We start from the raw sequence: 13,526 nt of genomic DNA on the forward strand, positions 1-13,526 counted from the left end.
CCGTCGCCGCGGGTATGCGGGCGGCTCGTCTTTGGGGGACGGACTCGGCTTCCGCGGGGGCGGGCGGCCGAAACGGATGTCCGACGCGCGCCCACGGGGAGGGCCACGCCGTGTACGTTGCCTGCTCGACTCTGTGCTTCACCCGGATGCCACTGGAGGACGCCCTCCGGACTATCCGGGAGATGCACTTTCCCAAGGCCGACCTCGCTGTACACAGCGGAGGCCCGCACCTGACGCCCGCGGAGGTGCTCGCCGACCCCGGCCGCACGGCTCAGCGGCTCAAGGCCGCGAACCTGCCGCTCGCGGCGTTCCACGTAGTCATCGACAACCCGAACCCCGAGCAGGCGCGGGCCGAGCTGCGCGCCGTGTGCCGGCTCGCCAGGGTCATGACCGTTCCGACCGTCACCGTGCCCGCCGCCCCGATCGGGGCCGACCTCGACGCCGAGACGACGCGACTGTCCGACTGGGTCCGGACGGCCGAGTCCGAGGGTGTGATCCTCACCGTGGAGACCCACGGCGAGACGGTCACGGCCGACCCGGCAGGGGCGGTCGAGCTGTGCCGCCGGGTGCCGGGCTTGGGCCTGACGCTCGACCCCAGCCACTATCATGTCACCCCGCACGGCCCGGTCGGCCACGACGCCGCGTTCCCCTACGTGCGGCACGTCCGCCTCCGCGACAGCGGTACGACCCCGGAACAGTTCCAGGTCCGCGTCGGGCAGGGCGAGCTGGAGTACAGCCGCGTGCTGACACAGCTCGACCGCGTCCACTACGACCGCGCCCTGACCGTGGACGTGCGCGACGTGCCGGACAGCCCGTTCCCGGTCGAGCCCGAGGTGCGCAAGCTCAAGTACCTGCTCGAGTCGCTGATCTGACGCTACTCGGCGCCGACGCGCAGCCCCTCGACGGTCGGCGCGCCGCCGGGGAGGAAGCGGAGGAAGGCCGGGTCGTCGGCCCGATTGGTCGAGAACTCGGGCGCGGGGTTGACGACAACGGCATTCGGGATCAGGTTGCCGGCGTTGGCGTCGGGCGCCCGGCCGTTCTGCTTCGCGGTCACGCCCGGCAGGTCGGCATCGGTCCGCCCGATCGCCTCGGGGACGCGGGCGAAGTAGTTGCGGCTCACGGTCAGCACCACGTTCGGCGTGGTGCGGTCCTTGCCGGTCACGACCAGGCCGGTTTTGCACTCGGCGATCATGTTCTGCGTCACACTCAGCTTGAGCGGTTGACGGTCTGCTGGGCGGGCGGCGGAGATGGCCGAGTCCAGCTGGAAGAAGCGGCAGTTCGTCACGTCAACGCCGTCCACGGGAGCCTCGAAGCGGATGCCCGCGCGGCCGGGCCCCTCGAACCGGCAGAACCGCACGACGAGGGCGCGGGCCGACAGGTTCCCCTGCGTCTCCACTTTCACCCCGGCGTCCTGATTGGGGCCGACCACAACGCGAACCCGGTCCAGCACGACGGGCTTGGCCGAGTTGCCTGCGACGTTGAAGAGCCGTACGCCGCCCTTCTTGCCACCCTGCACGGTCACGTTTTCCAGCGTCGCTCCGGCGATGTTGCCGCTCATGCCGATGGCGTAGTCGGCCCCGCCCTGGGCATCGACCACGAACCCACGCAGCCGAAAGCTCTCGGCCCCGTTCACCACCTCCACGAGCGCCGTGCCGGGGTTGGCCGCGCTCAGCGTTAGTGCCACCGGCTTGCCGTCGGGGAGGGCCGATTCGATGGTCACGTCGCGTCGCGACACGCGGACCAGGCTCTCCGTCAGCGTCGGCTCCTCGACCGCGATGGTGTCGCCGTTGGCCGCACGGGCTACGGCCTGCGCCAGCGTTTGAAACGTCCCCTCGCCGGACTTCGACTTCGAGACGATCAGTCGCTTGGCCCCGGACCCCACGGGCGGAAGAGGAGGCTCGGGTGGCTGACGGAGGAAGTACGCGACGATTCCGCCGCCGATCAGCACAACAGCCGCACCCGCCGCCAGGAGGAGCGGTCGCGTCCGCCGCCGCGACGGGCCGCTCGGGGCGCGCGTCGCCCGGGCTTCGGGCTGGGCCCGGCCGTTCGGTGGGGTATCGCCGGCGGCTAGCGGTGAAGCGTCGTCCAGCGACTCCCACACGCCGGGCGACGGAGTCGGGGCGGTCGTCACCACGGCAATCTGTGTCGGGGCCGAACTCAGACTCGCAGGTGAACTGAGCCGGATGCCGCTTCCGGCTTCAGCGCCGAGTTGCATCGTCGGGCTGGCCGTCGAACGAACGGCCGGGCGACCGCCCAGAGACGCGGCCAACGCCGGAGACAACTGCGGCATCTCGGCGTCGGTGGGCGGGGCGATCGGAATGCTCACCCACGGCTGCAGCGCGGCCATCACCTCGGCCGGCGTCTGGTAGCGGTGCTCGGGTTTCTTCGCCATCATCCGCGCCAGCACGGCGACGACCGCGTCCGGCACGTCGGCGCGGTACTCGCGCACCGGCCGCGGCTCGCGCGTGCGGTGCCAGATGAGCTTCTGCGGGATCGTCCCTTCCGGGAAGGGCTGGCTCCCCGTCAGCAGGAAGTAGAACGTGGCGCCCAGCGAATAGATGTCGGAGCGGATGTCGACCGTGTGGCTGTCCTCGGCCTGCTCGGGGGAGAGGTAGTCTGCGGTCCCGAGGATGTTCTCGTCGTACTTGCGTGTGATGTGGTCGTCCGTGTCGAACGTCAGGCGGGCCAGGCCCATGTCGAGAATCTTCACCACGCCGGCGCGGTCGAGCAGGATGTTACCCGGCTTGATGTCGCGGTGCACCATCCCGATCGCGTTGGCGTGGTCGAGCCCGACCGCGGAGGCGTACACGTAGTGGCACGCCCGCACCGGGTCGAGCGGGCCTGTTTTCTTGACCAGGTCCTGGAGGTTGGTGCCGTCGACGTACTCCATCACCAGGAAGTGCAGGTTCTCGTCCTGGTCGATGTCGAAGGCGCGAACGATGTTGGGGTGGTCCACGGCGGCGGCGGCGCGCGCCTCGCGGTTGAACCGGTCCAGGCTCGCCTGGTCGGCGGCCTTGGCAGTCGGCAGCACCTTGACCGCCACCCGGCGGCGCATCAGCTTGTGCTCGCACAGGAACACCGTGCCCATGCCGCCGGCCCCGAGCCGTTCCAGGACGCGGTACTTGCCGATCGTGAACCGCTTCCACTTCCCCTGGAGAATTTGCTCGGCCTGGAAGTACGTCAGCATGGCGTCGCGGACGAGTTGGCCGGCGGCCTTGGCCGGCTCGGCGGGGAGGGCGGCCACCCCGCCGATCTTGCCCAGGTACGCTTTCAGCTTGGCCTCGTCGGCGACCCCGCTTTTCTGGACCAGGTCCAGGAACTCGGGAACCGAAGCGGGGGGAGCCATGTGTCGAGATCCTCGCCGGGCGGCTGAGGCGGTTAGACGGCGTTGTTACTATAGGGCATGAGCCACAGATGGGAGACGCCCAACACGCTCAGTGTGAGCGCTTTTCGTGCGCGGTTCAACTGCGAACTCTGCAAACGGGACGGCGGGCGCGTCAGCCCCTGCTTGGGCCACTCTCACGCATCATGGCGGTGGGGTGGAGGGTTTACCGAAGGTATCGACTTGGTCAGGCGAAAGTGTGTTGGAATCTATTCTGCATGGCCGCGTCGATCGAACCGGCGTGCCGGCAAAGGGTTATCTCGGCACAACCAATAGTTGGCGGTACGTTTCGACCTCGACCGTCGCCGGGCCGGAGGGCGTCTTCTGCACGGTGCCGCGGACGCGGACCGTCTTCCCGTCGAACCGGATCGCCACCTCGTTTGCATTCGCCGGGTCTGCGAGTTCACGGTCGAGTTTGGCCACGAACGCCGTCGGCGCCCTGTCGTCTATCGTCGATTTGAGGCACACGGCATCCCCGCCACCGACCGCGGCGACACGGAACTCCACGGTGCAGACTTTGCCGTCGAGCTGAGCAGTGGCCTCTGGGGCGAAGGCGGCTTCGGTCAGCGTCGGGGCGCGGCGGGCGTCGTCGGGACCAGTCCCCTTCGTCGTTACTCCGTCCGGCATCTGCCCCTTGCCGAGGAAGTAAGCCCCGGCCGCAATTGCGCCGCAGAACACCAGCCCCACCGCGACGGCGGACGCGACATAAAGGCCACGCCGCGACGACGCCTGCGGCGCGAAGCGGTAGTCGGTTGCCGAACTGTCGGTCGGCTCGGTGATCGGCTCAGGAGACGGGCGCTGCCGCATCGGGGCCGTAGCCGCGGCTGCGTTGCGGGTCGTGGACTTGGGGCTCCCCGCGGGCGGATTCCTGGGCGACGAGTTGCCGGCGACTCCGACCCGCCCGGACGCAGGAGCGAACCGCCCCGACCCGCCCGTCACCATACGGCCGGAACTTCCGGTACCGCCGCCGCGGAGCGCAGAACGCCCGGGGCCGAAGAGTGCGCGGCCCAGTGGTACCGACGCTCCGGTGCCGCTCGCCTTGTCCACGGCGTGGCCGGTCAGTGCCAGCACGAGTGGGCAGAGGCCGGGCATCTCTTTCGCCGGCGGCGGGTCGCTCGGCAAGTCCGCCCACTCGGCGAGCGCGTCGGCCACCTCGATCGGCGACTGGTAGCGGTCGTCGGCGTTTTTCGCCATCATCACCTGGAGCACGTCGAGAATGCCCTGCGGCACGTCCGAGCGGTAGGCCTCGATCGGCTTCGGGTCGCGCGTCTGGTGGGCGACCAGCTTCGCGGCGATGGTGCCGTCCGGGAAGGGCGTCTGGCCGGTGAGCAGGTAGTAGAGCGTGCCGCCGAGGCTGTAGATGTCGGCCCGCACGTCCACGGTGTTGCTCACGGCCTGCTCGGGGGCCAGGTAGTCGGCAGTCCCGAGTACGCACTTGTCGTCGTACTTCTCGGTCACGCTGTCGGTGGGCTTGTTGAAGAACCGGGCCAGCCCCATGTCGAGAATTTTCACGACGCCGGTCCGCTCCAGGAGCAGGTTGCCCGGCTTGATGTCGCGGTGGACCATGCCCAGCTCGTGGGCGTGTTGGATGCCGACGGCGGACTGCGCGACGTAGTGGGCGGCGCGGACCGGGTCCATCGGGCCGTGCCGGGCCACGATGTCCTGGAGGCTGCACCCGTCCACGTACTCCATGACCAGGAAGTGCAACTTGTCGTGGACGTCGATGTCGTACGCCCGGACGATGTTCGGGTGGTCGAGCGCGGCTACGGCCCGCGCCTCGCGGTGGAACCGCTCCAAGTTCGACGGGTCTTCCAACTTCTCCACCGGCAGCACCTTCAGCGCCACGAGGCGCTTCATGAGGGTGTGCTCGCACAGGTACACGGCCCCCATGCCGCCGGCGCCGATGAGTTCGAGCAGTCGGTACTTCGAGCCGATTGTGAAGCGCTTGTACCGGCCGAGCTTCAGCTGCTTGGCCTGAAAGAAGGTGAGCAGGCCTTCGCGGACGAAGAGCGCGGCGGTCGGGTCGAGCGTTGTCGGCAGGGTGCCGGCGGCACGGTGGCGGTCGATGACTTCGTCGACGGTGGCGTCGGGGAGGAGACCGCTCTTGCGGACCAGGTCGAGGAACTCTGGTACGGTGGCGGGTGCCGGCATTCTGGGTTTCCTCGTCCCCGGGCCGGGGTGGGCGTCACCCGGTCCCGGTCCCTGGGACTGCCCCAAGGTCGGGTCGGTCCACCGCGTCCGTGGCGGCAATGTGTCTACTCTGCCGAGGCGCGGCGGCGTCCGCAAGCGGCCGAATCAGATTTTTCGGCGGAACCCGCGGAGTTACTCCAGCCTACCCGGCCCCCGCGGACCGGGCGGCTTCCGGTATCATATCGGTCGCCTCGCCCCCGGGACGGGAGTCACAATGGTCCGGGAACTGCCGACGGTCCGCGCCGTGTGCCCGCACGACTGCCCGGATACGTGTGGGCTCGTCGTCACCGTGGACCCCGCGAGCGGGAAGGCCGTGAAGTTGCGCGGCGACGCCGAGCACCCGTTCACGCACGGCTTCCTGTGCCAGAAGGTCGCCAACTACTTGGACCGCGTCTACCACCCGGGGCGGGTTCTGCACCCCATGCGGCGCGTCGGGCGCAAGGGTGAGGGGCGCTTCGAGCGGGTCAGCTGGGCGGAGGCCATCCGCACCATCGCCGACCGCTTCCGTGACATCGCGGGGTCGGCCGACGGCCCGCAGGCGGTGCTGCCGTACAGTTACGCGGGCACGATGGGGAAGCTGATGTACGGCAGCCTCGACCGTCGCTTCTTCCACCGCTACGGGGCGAGCTTGCTCGACCGCACCATTTGCGCCACGGCCGGCGCAGCGGGCTGCGACGTGACGCTCGGCACGCGCGCGATGATCGACCCGGAAGCCGCGGTTAACGCCCGGTACATCGTGAACTGGGGCTCGAACACGGCGGTGACGAACACGCACTTCTGGCGAATCGAGCACGAGGCCCGCAAGCGCGGGGCGCGGATCGTCACCATCGACCCCTACCGCTCGCCGACCGCGGCGAAGTCCGACTGGTGGATTCCCGTGCGGCCCGGCACCGACGCGGCTCTGGCACTGGGGGTAATGCACGTCCTGTTCCGCGAGGGCTGGCTCGACCGGGATTACCTCGACAACCACTGCGTCGGCGTGGAGCCGTTGCGCGACCGCGTGATGAGCGAGTATTCACCCGCCCGCGTCGCCGGGATCACGGGGCTGTCGGTGAACGAGATCGAGCAGTTCGCCCGCGAGTACGGCTGGGCGCAGAATCTGTTCGGCGGCCCGGCGTTGATCCGCCTGAACTACGGCCTGCAGCGCCACGGCGGCGGCGGCATCGCGGTCCGCACCGTGGTTTGCCTGCCGGCGCTGACCGGCGACTGGCGCCACGGCGGCGGCGGGGCGCTCCTCAGCACGAGCAAGGCGTACCCGTTCGACGACACGTTCCTCACGCGGCCCGACCTCATCCCGCGGGGCACGCGCACGATCAACATGACGAGCCTCGCCGAGGCGCTGCACGGCGAGTTGCCGGGGCCGCCGGTGCGGGCGCTGTTCGTGTACAACTCGAACCCCGCGGCTGTGAACCCGGACCAGTCCCGCGTGCTGTCGGGCCTGCGCCGCGACGACCTGTTCACGGTCGTTCACGATCAGTTCCAGACCGACACCGCCGACTACGCCGACATCCTTCTCCCAGCGACGACGCAGCTCGAGCACTTCGACCTGCACGGCAGTTACGGTCACCTGTACGTGCAGTCGAGCAACGCGGCCGTGGCCCCGCTCGGCGAGGCGAAGCCGAACACGGAGGTGTTTCGACTGCTGGCCCGCGAGATGGGCTACGAGCCCGAGCTGTTCGACATCACCGACGAGGAACTGGCCCGCGGCGCTCTCTCGAGCGTCCGCGAGTTCGAGGGGATCACGCTCGAAGACACCCGGCGCGGCCCCGTGCGGCTGAACCTGCCCGCCGGGTGGGCACCGTTCGCGGAGGGGAAATTCCCGACGCCGAGCGGCAAGTGCGAACTGTACTCGGAGCGCGAGGCCCGCGCCGGCCGCGACCCGCTGCCGCACTACCGGCCGCCGCACGAGGACCCGCAGACCCGCCCCGACCTCGCGGCGGATTACCCGCTGCAACTGCTAACGCCGCCGGTGCCGGCGTTCCTGAACTCGACGTTCGTGAACGTGGACAAGCAACGGAACAGTGCCGGCGGGGTGACGCTGGAGATACACCCGAAGGACGCGGCGGCCCGTGGCATCGCCGACGGCGCGGCGGTGAGCGTGTTCAACGCCCGCGGCCGCTTCCGGGCGACGGCGTCGGTGGGGGGCACGGTCAAGCCAGGAGTGGTAGTGTCGCTGGGCATCTGGTGGAACCGCTACACGCCGGACGGCGTGAACGGCAACACGACGACGAGCACGGCGCTAACCGACCTCGGCGGCGGGGCGACGTTCTTCGACAACCTCGTGCAGGTGGAGAGAGTTTGAGCGGGACCGGGGTCGGGGTTGACGCCGTCCCGCCGGCCGGAATACGCTCCGACCGGTTCCCACGCACCCGGGTCCGTGCGCCAAATGATGCTCCACCGCCCGCCGGTCCCCGACGCGACCGACGCCCCGCGGCCGGCCGTCGCGTGGGAGGACGCCGCGTGCCCCCTCTGCGGCCGTGAGGAGCACGCTCTTCTCCTCGAAGCCCCCGACCCTCTCCCGCCCAACGGAACCGGCCTGCGCTTCGCCGTCGTCCGCTGCGAGACGTGCGGCCTCACGTACACCAACCCCCGCCCGACGCCGCGCACCATCGCCCGGTTCTACCCGTCGGACTACGCCCCGCACCGCCGGCCGCGAAAGATGCGTGAGTCTCGCCCCGCAAGGCCGCTGACCAGCCGCCTCCTCGGCCGGCCGTGCGGCGAGCGCCGGGGCGACTTGCCTTGGCCCGGCACCGGCCGGCTCCTGGACTTCGGCTGCGGCGGCGGCGCTTTCCTGAAGCGCATGGCCGACCGCGGCTGGGACGTGACCGGCCTCGACTCCGCCGTCGAGACCGGCCGGGCGGTTCAGGAGGAACTTGGGCTGCGCGTGCTGGCTGGCTCGCTGCCACACCCGGACCTGGCGCCGTGCTCGTTCGAGGTGGTGACGATGTGGCACTCGCTCGAGCACGTCCACCGGCCGCTGGACGTGCTCCGCGAGGCGTTCCGGCTGCTCGTCCCGGGCGGCAAGCTGGTCGTGGCCTGCCCGAACATTGAAAGCCTGCCGTTCTACTGGTTCGGCTCCGACTGGTTCGGCCTCGACCTGCCGCGACACCTGACCCACTTCACCCCCAAGACGCTCCGCTCGGCGCTGGAAACGGCCGGCTATCGCGTCGAGCGCGTGCAGCAGTTGCGGCACTCCGATTGGCTCCGATCCAGCGCCCGGCTGGCGGCGCGGACCCGCGGCGGCTTCGCCGCGAAGGCACTGACGTGGAAGCCGGCCGCGCGCGCGGTGGCGTGGCTCTGCTACGCCGCCGGCATGAGCGACTGCATGATGGCCGTGGCCGGGCGGCCGTAGCCCGTTCCCTTGACTCCCTCCACCCTGCCGCCTACCGTGAGGGGGGTTGTACGGACCCTCTCCCCGAGTCAGCAGCAGGCGGTCCCCAGATGCCGGGTACGTGCGTCGTCGGGTTACAGTGGGGCGACGAGGCCAAGGGGAAGATCGTCGACCTCCTCGGCGACGGCTTCGACTACGTGGTCCGCTACAACGGCGGGGCCAACGCCGGGCACACGGTCGTTGTCCACGGCAAGACGTTCAAGCTGTCGCTGCTGCCCACCGGCGTCATACGGCCGAATGTCACGTCGGTCATCGGCAACGGCGTCGTCGTCTACCCGCCCAAGTTCATCGAGGAAGTCGGCACGCTTAAGGCCGGTGGCATCGACCTCGGCGACGCGCTGAAGCTGAGCGACCACGCCCACGTCATCTTCCCGTACCACATGGAAGAAGAACGGCTGGCCGAGAGCGGCGGCGAGGGGAAGATCGGCACCACCGGCCGCGGCATCGGGCCGTGCTATCAGGACAAGGTGGGCCGCCGCTTCGGCATCCGCGTCGGTGAGTTGCTGCGGCCCGACCACCTCCGCGAGAAACTGCGGTTCGTCGTCCCGTTCAAGAACCGGCTGATGAAGGTGTACGCCAACGGCCACGCCGACCAGCTCGCGCCGATGAGCGCGGACGCCATCGCCGACCAGTACCTCGGCTACGCCGACGCCCTCCGCCCGCACGTCACCGACACGGCCCGGCTGCTGCACGAGGCGTTCGCGGCCGGGAAGCACGTCCTGTTCGAGGCCGCACAAGGCAGCCTGCTCGACGTGGACCACGGCACCTACCCCTACGTCACGAGTTCGAGCAGCCTGCCAAGCGGCATCTGGGGCGGGACCGGCGTGCCGGCGAAAAACATCCAGCGGACCATCGGCGTGGTGAAGGCGTACACCACGCGCGTCGGCAAGGGCCCGTTCCCGACCGAGCTCGATGACGCCACCGGCGAGCGGATCCGCAAGATCGGCCGCGAGTACGGCACCGTCACCGGCCGCCCGCGGCGCGTCGGCTGGTTCGACGCCCTGTCCGTCCGCTACACCGCCGCCCTGGCCGGGGCCGACGAGATTACCGTGATGCTGCTCGACGTGCTGAGCGGCCTCCCCGAGCTGAAGCTCTGCACCGCGTACGACATCGACGGCGAGCGGACGACGCACTTTCCAAGCGACGCCTATCAGCTTGAGCGCTGCACGCCGGTGTACGAGACGACCCCCGGCTGGACCGACGACCTGACCGCGGCGCGGAAGCTCACTGACTTGCCGGCGGCGGCGCGGCGGTACATCGACCGCGTCGGCGAACTGGTGGGGCTGCCGGTGTCGGTCGTGTCGGTCGGTCCCGACCGGGCGCAGACGATCCTCACCAAATGATCCACGACCCAGCCGCTTACGCTCGGTCCGTCGGGCTCGACCCGGCGAAGCTGCCGCGGCACGTCGCCGTCATCATGGACGGCAACGGCCGCTGGGCCCGGACGCAAGGCAAGGAGCGTGTCGAGGGCCACGCCCGCGGCGCGAAGTCGGTGGACGACGTCACCGAGGAGTGCTGCCGCCTCGGCGTCGGGCAACTCACGCTGTACTGCTTCAGCTCCGAAAACTGGAAGCGGCCGCAGCCCGAACTCGAATTTCTGATGGCGCTCCTCAAGCAGTACCTCCTCCAGGAGCGGGCGAAGATTCTGCGGCAGAACATCCGCTTCGCCGTCATCGGCCGCCGCGACGGGCTCTCCGCCGACGTGCTCGCCGAGATCGACGAGAACGTCCGCCTCACCCGCGAGAATACCGGCCTGACGCTGTGCCTGGCGATCAACTACGGCTCGCGCGGCGAGATCGTGGACGCCGTGAAGGCCATCGCGGGGCGCGTGCGGCGCGGCGAACTGGACCCGGCGGCGATCGACGAGGACGCGATTTCCGCGAGCCTGTACACGGCCGGGATGCCCGACCCGGACCTGCTCATCCGCACGGCCGGCGAGATGCGCGTGAGCAACTACCTGCTGTGGCAGATCTCCTACGCCGAGCTGTGGGTGACGCCGCGGTTCTGGCCCGAGTTCGGCGTGGAACTCCTGCACGACGCCCTCCGCGACTTCGCCCGCCGGGAGCGGCGGTTCGGCGGCCTCACGACCGCGGGATCGAACTGATGCGCACCCGCATCATCATCGGTAACCTCCTCGCCGCATTCACCATCGCGCTGCTCATCGGCGACCGCTACCTCGACCCGTGGTTCCCGATCCTGTTCGTCGCCCTCGGCTTCATCGGCGTCGTCGCCACCCGCGAGTTGCTGACGCTGTTCCCCGCAGTGATCCGGCCCGATTGGCGCCTCGCGGTCGGCGGCGTGCTGCTCGTCATGGTCGCGAACTGGGTGCCGCGCCTCACCGGCGCGGTGTCGTGGTCGGAGGCCGTGTTGGGGGCGTTCGTCGTCGTGCTGTTGGTGGCGATCCTGGTGGAAATGGCCCGCTTCCGCGAACCCGGCGGCATCGTGCCGCGTCTCGGCTTGGTCGTGTTCGCGGCGGCGTACCTGGGCCTCCTCGGGAGCGTGTTCGCGCAGCTCCGCTGGGTCACGCCCGACGCCTACCGGTCGAGCTGGCTGCTGGCGCTGGCGATCTTCATCCCGAAGGGCGCGGACACGGGGGCGTACTTCGCCGGGCGGGCGTTCGGGCGGCACAAGATGTCGCCGGTGCTGAGCCCGAAGAAGACGTGGGAAGGCCTCGTCGGCGGGCTGGCGTGGTCGGCCGCGACCGCCGCCGGGTTCGACTACCTTGCCGGGGGGCTGTTCGGCGCGGGTATCATGGAAGCAGTCGCGTTCGGCATCGTCGTCGGCGCGGTGGGGGTGCTTGGCGACCTGGCCGAGTCGCTCATCAAGCGCGACGGCGGGGCGAAGGACGCGGCCAACCGCATCCCCGAGTTCGGCGGTCTGCTCGACGTGGTCGATTCTGTCCTGTTCGCCGCCCCGGTCGCGTACCTGTGGTTCGCCCTGTCGCAGCATCTGAACCCCGCCCGGTAACCGTCATGGCCGACACGGCAGTCACCCGCACCGTCACGCTGGACAGCCGCGAGGAGGCGGTGCTGCTGTTCGGCCCGCGCGACCAGTACCTCCGCACCGTCCGCGACGCGCTCAACGTCAAGGTCGTGGCCCGCGGCGACCTCATCCAGATCGAGGGCTCGACGACCGAGCCCGTGGAGCAGGCCGAGCGGGCGTTCCAACAGCTGCGCATCGTACTGCGCAAGCACGGCAAGCTGACCGCCGAGGACGTGCGGACGGTGGTCGAGGTGGTGCGCGGCCCGACCGACCGTGGTGCCGGCGCGGCCGTGACGGTGATGGAGAGCGGCCGGCACCTCCGTCCGCGTACCGACGGCCAGGGTCGCTACGTGCAGGCGATGAAGACGCACGACATGGTCATCTGCGTCGGCCCGGCCGGCACCGGCAAGACGTACCTCGCCGTCGGCATGGCGGTGAGCCTGCTACGGGCCGGGCAGGTCAAAAAGATCGTTCTGGTGCGGCCGGCGGTCGAGGCGGGCGAGCGGCTCGGCTTCCTCCCCGGCGACCTCGCGGCGAAGGTGAACCCCTACCTCCGACCGCTGTTCGACGCCCTGAACGACATCATGGAGCCCGAGCAGGTCCGCAAGTACATGGACAACGACGTGATCGAGATCGCCCCGCTGGCGTACATGCGCGGCCGGACGCTCAACAACTCCGTCATCATCATGGACGAAGCCCAGAACGCGACGGTGCCGCAGACCAAAATGTTTCTCACCCGTATGGGGAACAACTCGCGCGTGGTGGTGACCGGCGACCTGACGCAAACCGACTTGCCGAAGACCATTCCGAGCGGACTAGCGGACGCCGTGCAGCGGCTCCGCGACGTCGAAGGGCTGTCGATCGTGTACCTGGACGAGTCGGACATCGTTCGCAATCCGCTCGTGTCGCGGATCGTGAAGGCCTACGAGGACGAGACGCCGCGGGGGCGGCGGCAGTAGTACCGCTTGCGACGCAGCACCGCGGTGCTGCGCCGCAGGCGGCGGGGGTTAACTACTCCTTCGGGACCAGCACGGTGTCGATGACGTGGATGACGCCGTTGCTGGCCTTCAGGTCGGCCTTCGTCACCTTCGCGTCGCCGATCGACACGCCGCCGCTACCGGCCGCGATCTTGAACCCGTTCACCTCCTTGCCGTCCATCTTGACCACGTCGGCCGCGTACACGGCCTTCCCCTGAACGACGTGAGCCAGCAGAATTTTCGTCAGAAGCGCCTTGTTGCCCACCACCGCCTTGAGCTTCTCGTCGCCGAGCTTCTTGAACGCGGCGTCGGTCGGGGCGAAGACGGTGAACGGCCCCTTCCCCTTGAGCACGTCCACGAGCCCGGCCGCCTTCACCGCGGTGACGAGGATGGTGTGGTCCTTCGACCCGACGGCGATGTCGACGATGTCCTTGTCCTCGGCGGCGGGGGTTGGGGTGCCGACGGACAGGACGAGCACGAGCGCGCAGGCTCCCGCGACGAACAGCTTCGCCTTCATGAACGGACTCCGGTTGTGGTGCTGGGCGTGCCGCCCGGGTTAGTCCCAGACGCGGCGAACCATTGGTAGCGGGCATCGTGCCGGCAA

The 13,526-nt window shown here is 69.7% G+C and carries 10 protein-coding genes; 7 read left to right on the forward strand and 3 right to left on the reverse strand.

Going from position 1 to position 13,526, the window contains the following annotated elements; translation table 11 throughout:
* Positions 1–182: 182 nt before the first annotated feature.
* A complete protein-coding gene (locus tag ETAA1_RS14095) occupies positions 183–872 on the forward strand; it encodes a sugar phosphate isomerase/epimerase family protein (RefSeq protein ID WP_238389443.1) in 690 nt (229 codons plus the stop codon).
* A gap of 2 nt (positions 873–874) precedes the next feature.
* Here the strand turns inward: ETAA1_RS14095 and ETAA1_RS14100 are convergent, their stop codons facing one another.
* Positions 875–3,346, reverse strand: a complete 2,472-nt coding sequence (locus ETAA1_RS14100) for a serine/threonine protein kinase (protein ID WP_145239291.1) — start codon at positions 3,344–3,346, stop codon at positions 875–877.
* Positions 3,347–3,637: 291 nt separating this feature from the next.
* On the reverse strand, positions 3,638–5,533 hold the full coding sequence (locus tag ETAA1_RS14105; RefSeq protein ID WP_145239294.1) for a serine/threonine-protein kinase: 1,896 nt from the start codon (positions 5,531–5,533) through the stop codon (positions 3,638–3,640).
* Positions 5,534–5,786: 253 nt separating this feature from the next.
* Here ETAA1_RS14105 and ETAA1_RS14110 point away from each other — a divergent pair, with 253 nt between their 5' ends.
* The 6 genes from ETAA1_RS14110 (at position 5,787) to ETAA1_RS14135 (ending at position 12,904) form a co-directional block, all read left to right on the forward strand.
* Positions 5,787–7,874 (forward strand): molybdopterin-containing oxidoreductase family protein, encoded by a 2,088-nt coding sequence (locus tag ETAA1_RS14110; RefSeq protein ID WP_145239297.1) that lies wholly within the window; start codon positions 5,787–5,789, stop codon positions 7,872–7,874.
* A gap of 84 nt (positions 7,875–7,958) precedes the next feature.
* Positions 7,959–8,924 (forward strand): class I SAM-dependent methyltransferase, encoded by a 966-nt coding sequence (locus ETAA1_RS14115; protein ID WP_145239300.1) that lies wholly within the window; start codon positions 7,959–7,961, stop codon positions 8,922–8,924.
* Between the two features lie 89 nt (positions 8,925–9,013).
* A complete protein-coding gene (locus ETAA1_RS14120) occupies positions 9,014–10,306 on the forward strand; it encodes an adenylosuccinate synthase (RefSeq protein ID WP_145239303.1) in 1,293 nt (430 codons plus the stop codon).
* The gene (gene uppS, locus ETAA1_RS14125; protein ID WP_145239306.1) at positions 10,303–11,067 is read left to right on the forward strand and encodes a polyprenyl diphosphate synthase; all 765 of its coding nucleotides are present in this window, start codon (positions 10,303–10,305) and stop codon (positions 11,065–11,067) included. Before ETAA1_RS14120 ends, uppS begins: the two co-directional genes overlap by 4 nt.
* Positions 11,067–11,930 carry a phosphatidate cytidylyltransferase gene (locus ETAA1_RS14130; RefSeq protein WP_145239309.1) on the forward strand — a complete coding sequence of 288 codons (864 nt, stop codon included), beginning with the start codon at positions 11,067–11,069 and terminating at the stop codon, positions 11,928–11,930. Before uppS ends, ETAA1_RS14130 begins: the two co-directional genes overlap by 1 nt.
* Positions 11,931–11,935: 5 nt before the next feature.
* Positions 11,936–12,904: a PhoH family protein gene (locus ETAA1_RS14135; RefSeq protein WP_145239312.1), complete on the forward strand. Its 969-nt coding sequence runs from the start codon at positions 11,936–11,938 to the stop codon at positions 12,902–12,904.
* Positions 12,905–12,956: 52 nt separating this feature from the next.
* Here ETAA1_RS14135 and ETAA1_RS14140 read toward each other — a convergent pair whose 3' ends face one another.
* On the reverse strand, positions 12,957–13,439 hold the full coding sequence (locus tag ETAA1_RS14140) for a fasciclin domain-containing protein (protein ID WP_145239315.1): 483 nt from the start codon (positions 13,437–13,439) through the stop codon (positions 12,957–12,959).
* Positions 13,440–13,526 lie beyond the last annotated feature (87 nt).

It is taken from the genome of Urbifossiella limnaea, assembly GCF_007747215.1.
Classification (GTDB): Bacteria; Planctomycetota; Planctomycetia; order Gemmatales; family Gemmataceae; genus Urbifossiella; species Urbifossiella limnaea.

Excerpts from the sequence above, each read along its gene's own strand:
- ETAA1_RS14095 (WP_238389443.1), top strand. The coding sequence starts at position 183 with ATGCACTTTCCCAAGGCCGACCTCGCTGTACACAGCGGAGGCCCGCAC.
- ETAA1_RS14100 (WP_145239291.1), bottom strand. The coding sequence starts at position 3,346 with ATGGCTCCCCCCGCTTCGGTTCCCGAGTTCCTGGACCTGGTCCAGAAA.
- ETAA1_RS14105 (WP_145239294.1), bottom strand. The coding sequence starts at position 5,533 with ATGCCGGCACCCGCCACCGTACCAGAGTTCCTCGACCTGGTCCGCAAG.
- ETAA1_RS14110 (WP_145239297.1), top strand. The coding sequence starts at position 5,787 with ATGGTCCGGGAACTGCCGACGGTCCGCGCCGTGTGCCCGCACGACTGC.
- ETAA1_RS14115 (WP_145239300.1), top strand. The coding sequence starts at position 7,959 with ATGATGCTCCACCGCCCGCCGGTCCCCGACGCGACCGACGCCCCGCGG.
- ETAA1_RS14120 (WP_145239303.1), top strand. The coding sequence starts at position 9,014 with ATGCCGGGTACGTGCGTCGTCGGGTTACAGTGGGGCGACGAGGCCAAG.
- uppS (WP_145239306.1), top strand. The coding sequence starts at position 10,303 with ATGATCCACGACCCAGCCGCTTACGCTCGGTCCGTCGGGCTCGACCCG.
- ETAA1_RS14130 (WP_145239309.1), top strand. The coding sequence starts at position 11,067 with ATGCGCACCCGCATCATCATCGGTAACCTCCTCGCCGCATTCACCATC.
- ETAA1_RS14135 (WP_145239312.1), top strand. The coding sequence starts at position 11,936 with ATGGCCGACACGGCAGTCACCCGCACCGTCACGCTGGACAGCCGCGAG.
- ETAA1_RS14140 (WP_145239315.1), bottom strand. The coding sequence starts at position 13,439 with ATGAAGGCGAAGCTGTTCGTCGCGGGAGCCTGCGCGCTCGTGCTCGTC.